The 6092-nt window shown below is 44.7% G+C and carries 4 protein-coding genes and 1 pseudogene; 3 read left to right on the top strand and 2 right to left on the bottom strand.

The window, feature by feature from the left end; translation table 11 throughout:
• The 3 genes from M1L23_RS00805 to M1L23_RS00815 all read left to right on the top strand — a co-directional run.
• A partial coding sequence (locus tag M1L23_RS00805; protein WP_252625056.1) for an IS256 family transposase occupies positions 1-677 on the top strand: 677 nt, incomplete at its 5' end.
• Positions 678-784: 107 nt separating this feature from the next.
• Positions 785-1546: a hypothetical protein gene (locus M1L23_RS00810; RefSeq protein ID WP_252625057.1), complete on the top strand. Its 762-nt coding sequence runs from the start codon at positions 785-787 to the stop codon at positions 1544-1546.
• 77 nt (positions 1547-1623) lie between these two features.
• Positions 1624-2778 (top strand): hypothetical protein, encoded by a 1155-nt coding sequence (locus tag M1L23_RS00815; RefSeq protein WP_252625061.1) that lies wholly within the window; start codon positions 1624-1626, stop codon positions 2776-2778.
• Between the two features lie 343 nt (positions 2779-3121).
• Here the strand turns inward: M1L23_RS00815 and M1L23_RS00820 are convergent, their stop codons facing one another.
• Together M1L23_RS00820 and M1L23_RS00825 are read right to left on the bottom strand one after the other, a co-directional pair.
• Positions 3122-3874: a hypothetical protein gene (locus M1L23_RS00820; RefSeq protein WP_252625063.1), complete on the bottom strand. Its 753-nt coding sequence runs from the start codon at positions 3872-3874 to the stop codon at positions 3122-3124.
• Positions 3875-4734: 860 nt separating this feature from the next.
• Positions 4735-5898: pseudogene (locus M1L23_RS00825) on the bottom strand (IS3 family transposase).
• Between the last annotated feature and the right edge of the window lie 194 nt (positions 5899-6092).

Raw genomic sequence — 6092 nt, forward strand, 5'->3', positions numbered from 1 at the left:
ATTCTGGTGTTGTACAGAATAAGTCAGTGTACCTAGCGCTTGGCATCAACACTGACGGTGAAAAAGAGCTGCTCGGGCTGTGGATGGCTCAAACTGAAGGCGCTAAATTCTGGCTATCGGTAATGAATGAGCTGAAAAACCGTGGTGTAGACGATATCTTCATTGCCTGCTGCGATGGCCTTAAAGGCTTCCCAGAAGCCATTGAGGCGGTTTACCCGAAGACTCAAGTGCAACTGTGCATTGTGCACCAAATTCGCCACTCTCTGCGGTACGTAAACTGGAAACAGCGCAAGACTATTGCCGCTGATTTAAAACTCATTTATGGCGCGGCTACTCGCGCTGAAGCCGAGCAGGCACTAGAAAATTTCGCCTCGACATGGGACTCTGAGCATCCCACCATCAGCCGCTCATGGCGGGCAAACTGGGAGCGCTTAAGTGTGTTCTTCGACTACCCAGTTGAGATACGCAAGGCCATTTATACCACCAATGCCATTGAGTCGCTGAATGCGTCACTGCGCAAAATCACCAAAACTCGCCGGTCGTTCCCTAACGACGAAGCCGTCATGAAGGTGCTGTACTTGGCCTTGCATCAGGCTTCAAAAAAGTGGACTATGCCCATACGCAATTGGAAGCCAGCGATGGCACAGTTCGAGATTATATATCAGGATCGGATTTAACAGTGAAACCAGCCATTTACACAAAATCTTTTACAGTCTCAGTTAGGTAATTGAACGAGTACTTTACTATTACGGTTGAAGTAGTTAAATGCAATTAAAGGGGACGCATGAATTTAAACTTGAAAACCAAATTCCATTCTTTCTTGTCAATCTTCTTTATTGGCTTAGTCATTTCTGGCTGTTCAACCGTGGGCGTAAACACCGTGGATGGGCGTGCAATAGCTCATTCCGTAAATAGCACTCCTCATCCTCCTTTGTTTGGTGATAGCTATTTCTTTGTTGATACTGTTATTAAAAATAGACGCCTCTCTGAGCGTGAAGCTGATGAGGTTAAGGGTGTTGTAGAGTCTTTAGTTAATGATTTAATTTCTAGCATGCTATTCACCCGATCGGCTAGCTACTATTCTCACGATAATGATAAAGAACCCATTCAAAAACTGTTCCTCATCGAGTTTAATTCGTTTGGTGTTCCGATAAATATCTACACTGGCGACTCATACCGTGCTGCCCTTCCCCTTGAAGATTCAGCAGTCGAGAGCTTGTTTTCTGGACTAAAGATACCGCATGCATATACGCAAAGGTGTGGTCGCAAGCCAGTTAAGTTTACTAGGGAGCTCTTAAAGTTCATCCAGCCAGTTATAGTCACTTTGCACCCTCTTGTCGGAGGGTCGGAAGAGGATTACTTTTTTTTGGCCACTACCGACATAGACCGCAGGAACCTGGCAGTCAGTTCTATTAATGGTTATCGCAGCTATTTAGGTGGTTTGAAAGAGCGTGAGTCTAATAGGTATAAGTGCACTCTTAACCTTGGCTTCTCAGCTAGTAAAGCAATTGAGGCCTGGGGAGGGTTGCAGTGGGTTGGCTCTTAGTTATTGTTAGTGTGTTTCGTAGAAGGGGCTAAATAGCCATGTTGCTTAAAAAGCTAAATACATCAGGTAGGTGGGATATGAGCCAAGTTCGGCTTATTATATTTATTTGTGTGGCAATAACCCTATACGCAAACACCTCCTTAGCCGATACGTCTGTTGTTGTAGAGGTTGAAGGTAATTACTCAGGACACCCTAAAGCAGTGGCCGAATATAACGCCCGTGCAATGGCAGTGCAAAAAGCACTTGACCGGTTGCCCAGCGTGGTCTTTGGCGATGAATCACTTCGTAGTAACGGTGATGAAGATGAAGACTACTCTCTTGAGGTAAGGTCTGTGATGGCGACCGTAGCAGATGTTGATGTGTTGGAGTTGCGTTGGGTTGGCGACAACTTAAAACTAAAGGCCCGCGTTACTCTTGATTACGATAGAACGCTCCGTATGCTAACTGGAATTTCTACCAGTGTGGATATGGGGCGCCAGCTTAAGCGCACTCACGATAGGTACATAAGAGCACTTGAGCAGTTGAACGCTCCGGAAAGGCCGCGTACCCAAGCAGAGCGGTCTAGTGTAGATATTGGTTGGAGTGATTATTTGGGGTTGTTGCCATCACAAATAAAGCAAGAAGAACTTAGAAGGGAGTTAAAGCAAAAGATAGAAGGTAGCCTTGATAGGTTGTATCGAGTTGAGTTGCCTGCATTACGTTCAATCAAAATTGAAGTGTTGAGCGTTCAAGCTGAGCATATTGATTTTATCCTCAGCTCCCCAGGGTTTGAGGGTTATGATGCCCCTTGTGTTAGGTCACCACAAATTCTTAGTATCGACTTGAGCGCGTTCAGACTGAGCTGGGGTAAACATGAATATAATGCATTGGCGGGTGTACGCTTGCCGCTACGGATAAGGCTATTTAGTGACGACAACGATTATTCTGAGTCAAAGCAAACTATTTTTTATAGTTTAGACCGCGCTTATAATAGAAGAAGTATGCTAGTACCAGATGCAGATATAGAGCTCTCTTCACACTATACAGGCTCCCTCCGAGAGTTATTCAAGACTTCTGGGTTAGGCGCGTATCGCGGTCGTGTGCCAAGACCGGATAGGGCCAGTAAAGAAAGTGGTATGCCTATAGCAATGATGTGGGCAGGGTCAGTATCCTTGGATGTGTACGCGAGCACTCCAGATTTATTATTAAATTTGTTTGTAGCAGACTTTCGATGCCCTTATTTTCATAATTAACTACTAGCTTTTAATGCCTGTACACCATGCACATTAAAATTCAGCTGGTTTTTTTCGGTTGGGATTGCCCTTTCCGGCCTGTGATAATAGTAGCCTTGCCTGAAAGCACTCAAATATAACCCAGCAAAATATACTGTGTAGGGAAGTAATATCGCTGTTTGAATAGGTGGTCGCAATGAACTTAAGCAATAGGCCTACTGTCGATTTAGCTAAAATTCAAACATGTGTTATTGAATCCCCCCGCAATGCGGGGAGATTGGATTTAGATATGACGCCTGGTTATCCCATAGCTCTAACTAAACTTCAATGCTAATTCAAGCAGACAAACTTCCCCCGCTGTTTGCTAAAGGGTTGATCCATTTGGTTTCTCTTCCTTGACCTCAGGTGGCGCATTGGCTTCGCGCAACGTACGAGCTCGTAATTCATACCTATCTTGCTCCCGACGGTGCTCAGCCTCTATCTCTTGCTCACGTAGTTGTCTGCGCACGGCTAATCGACGCTCAAGATCATCAAACTCAGCCCGCATTTGATTGTTAACTTCACTGTTTCGCTGTGACTGCAAGACCTGGTTGAATTCATCGAATGGCAGTCGCAGCAAAACAAAAGCGTGTATTTTTCCATTCATGATTACAGTTTCCGACTCAACTACTTGGTAGCCGACCACTGGCACAGAGTCCACGATGCGGTCAATTAAGAATAATTGAGATTCAGTCACCTCGCCCGAAGAATTACCCCGTGTCATATCTCGGTTAGAGCCCGATAGCTCACCCTTTAACTGACCGGCCACATCAAATTCAGCCCGTAAACGAGCTGTTCGCATTGCGTGATTCAAGTTTTTTGATTCGGATATACCAACACCATACACTGCTGATCCGTCAGGAGCTGGAGGCTGCATCGCCCACTGCGGGGTTTTAGAATTTTCTATTTCGAGTCGGCGTTCTTGCTCGTATTCACGAAGCTCTTTTAGTTCACGTTGGGCTTTTTCCAGCTCAATTAGTTTACTTGCTAATTCTGTTTCTGGTTCCGGCGGACTCGAAGAGCAACCTGTCAAAGCAATTAAAGTTGCTAATGTAGTTATAGCTATCTTATTTTTCATATTAGTCACCTTATTTTTCTTTGATCTTAACGTATACAGTTTTCTTTGGCACTCAAATTAGAAGAGCATGCGGAATTAACGGCGTATTTATTATAATCGCACACCAACTTTCATTAGCAGTCTCCCAAAAAACTTTCCAATTGGCCAAGCTTCTGAAAGCATTGATTCACCTAGATTAAATAACCTTTATAGTCGACAAGTAAAACTTGCCACCAGTTTATTGTTAATCCAAAATCTCTCTTTTGCCTGACTCTAGCTCTTACCACCGATATGCTGATGTTGCCGAAGCTGGTTATAATAACTGGCTTAGTTATTTCACGGTGTAATCCTGCGCTCACAAGAATAAGGGCACCCATAATGCAGAGTCTCAGAGCTGACGATCATAGGAAACACTGCGGGGAAAACACCTAAAACCACCTCTACATAAAAATGTTCTCCTGATAGCCATTCTTTGTGATGACGAAATATTACTCCTCACCTAGCTAAAGCAGGGTACCAGCCAACCTTTTCCTGATTCTGGCACTTAATAAAGATTACAAAATCGATTTTAAGGGTGCTTTAATGCTCTGTTATACCTAGCTCCGAAGATTATATTATCTCATCCTATATTTTTAAGTTTGCTCACATAAAAGCAATGAATATATAATATGCGGCTGCTATAAGTGAGCGTTCGACTTAAGCTTTGCAAATCGCTTAGTACGTATAGGAAAAGTTTTTTGTTTGTAGTCTGTCTCGTATTTTTATCAGCCTGCGGTGGTGAGAGCAATAAACAAGATTCAGATCTTGGGCATGAACTTAATCCAACAGATGAGCTTGATAAGTCACTTATCCCCCCTCAGGTGCCAAGTATATTGTTCTGGTCAACTAAAACCGGACACTTTTCTTAGAGTGTTTTCGTAATCTACTGGTGAGATATCACCGTTGGCGGTATGCAGCCGTTCCAAGTTGTAATAGCGCATGTAAGCGGCCACATCTGCCTTCATATGCGCACGGGTTGGCTGGGGTACTTTATAAAGCCAATCGTGTTTTAAACTACCAAAGAAGCGCTCGACGACGGCGTTATCCCAACAAGCTCCCACGTCCCCCATACTTGCCCGCATCTTGTAGCTGCGTAGCAACTTGCGAAAGCGCTTGCTGGTGTACTGTGAACCTCTGTCACTGTGAGAAACCAGCCCTGCCGGCGGCTGCCTAAGGTTGTAAGCTTTAGTCAACGCTTTGCATACTAAATCGGTGGTCATGCGCTTATCCATATGCCACCCGACAATGCGTCGCGAGTACAAATCCATAACGACCGCTAGGTACATCCAGCCCTCGGCAGTGCGACAGTAGGTCACATCGCCAGCCCAAACTTCATTGGGTCCAGTTGGGTTAAAGTTCTGATTCAGTAAGTTGTCAGCCACAGCGTCACTATGTTTGCGCCTGGTTGTCACCTTATAGGCGACTCGCTGACGCACGACAAGCTCCATCTGCTTCATCAGCTTACGTACTCTGTAGCGACCAATTTTATAGCCTTCTCCACGCAGCTTCCTTCTTCATCATCTCTCGGTTGCCCAAGCTTTCTCGGCTGAGCTCAAAAAGCTTTTTCATACGTCGACGCATTTTGAGCTCTTGGGCCGGAATCAACTTCCCTGGGCGCTGCTTCCAATCATAAAATGCTGAGCGGCTTACGCCCATCACCTGGCACAATACTGTGACCGGATAATGCGCTGATTCACACATGATGAAGTCAAACTTTACTTCATTTCTTTCGCGAAGAAGGCTGACGCCTTTTTTAAAATTTCCTTTTCCATCCGTAGGTTACGGTTTTCTTTGCGCAACCTGAGAAGCTCCTCACGCTCAGACTCACTGACTTGGTTCCGACCATTGCTTTCGTCTAGCTTTTCCTTCCAGCGATACAGCATGTTTGGGTTAATCCCTAATGATTTAGCAGCTTCCGGCACGGTGTACCCTTGATCGTTAACCAATGCTACCGCCTCTTCTTTGAACTCTTTTGAGTACTGCTTGTATGCACGTTTCTGACTCATATTGACACCTTAATTGCTGACTTAGTATTGTCGCTAATTAATGTGTCCGGATCTATTAGACCAGTTTATTTACTGGCGGTCTAAAGTGCCCTTTCGCGCAAAAGTTGGTTGGAAGCTAGAATAAATCACCTTACGGGAATCGAAATTTCAAGGCTAAGTGTGTCATAGACAGAAAATAACTAACGTGCTACATT

It is taken from the genome of Aliidiomarina quisquiliarum (assembly GCF_023922585.1).
GTDB classification, from domain to species: Bacteria; Pseudomonadota; Gammaproteobacteria; order Enterobacterales; family Alteromonadaceae; genus Aliidiomarina; species Aliidiomarina quisquiliarum.

Coding starts and splice junctions, on each gene's coding strand:
- M1L23_RS00810 (WP_252625057.1), top strand. CDS start 785: ATGAATTTAAACTTGAAAACCAAATTCCATTCTTTCTTGTCAATCTTC.
- M1L23_RS00815 (WP_252625061.1), top strand. CDS start 1,624: ATGAGCCAAGTTCGGCTTATTATATTTATTTGTGTGGCAATAACCCTA.
- M1L23_RS00820 (WP_252625063.1), bottom strand. CDS start 3,874: ATGAAAAATAAGATAGCTATAACTACATTAGCAACTTTAATTGCTTTG.